Source organism: Streptomyces sp. SID14478, from assembly GCF_010548525.1.
GTDB lineage: Bacteria > Actinomycetota > Actinomycetes > Streptomycetales > Streptomycetaceae > Streptomyces.
In genome coordinates this window covers 1-479 of sequence record NZ_JAAGMG010001413.1, presented here as the reverse complement: position 1 = coordinate 479, position 479 = coordinate 1, and the positions used below count along the sequence as shown (strand labels likewise).

The window sequence follows — 479 nt, the reverse complement described above, 5'->3', positions numbered from 1 at the left end:
CCCGGTGCGCGCCGGCCGTGCCGACGCCGCGTTCCACGGGGCGCTGCTCAGGGCGTCCGGCAACCGGTTCTTCGCCCAGCTGCCGCGCGTCCTCGGCCAGGCCCTCACCGCGCGGGGCGAACGGGTGCACGCGGGCCCGCACCACCACCCGGTGGCCAGCCACACCGAAGTCGCCGCCCGGGTGCGGGAGATGGACCCCGACGGCGCCTACACGGCGATGCTGGAACTCCTGGACCTCTCCCTGCGCGACGACCCGTAACCTGGGCCCATGCCTCGCTACGAATACCGCTGCCGCACCTGCGGCGACACGTTCGAACTCCGTCGCCCCATGTCCCAGTCGTCTGCTCCGACCCCGTGCCCCGCGGGCCACGACGACACCGTGAAACTCCTGTCGACCGTGGCCGTCACGGGCACCAGCGGCACGGCCCCGGCCCCGCCGTCGGGCGGGGGCGGTGGCGGCGGCTGCTGCGGGGGCGGCT

2 protein-coding genes are annotated in these 479 nt (G+C 75.8%); both read left to right on the top strand.

What is annotated here, in order from left to right; genetic code table 11:
- Nucleotides 1-259 (top strand): FCD domain-containing protein (locus G3I40_RS44645; protein WP_164560498.1); only part of this gene is annotated, 259 nt, incomplete at its 5' end.
- Between the two features lie 9 nt (nucleotides 260-268).
- Nucleotides 269-479: zinc ribbon domain-containing protein (locus G3I40_RS44640; RefSeq protein ID WP_164560497.1), on the top strand; the 211-nt coding region annotated here is incomplete at its 3' end.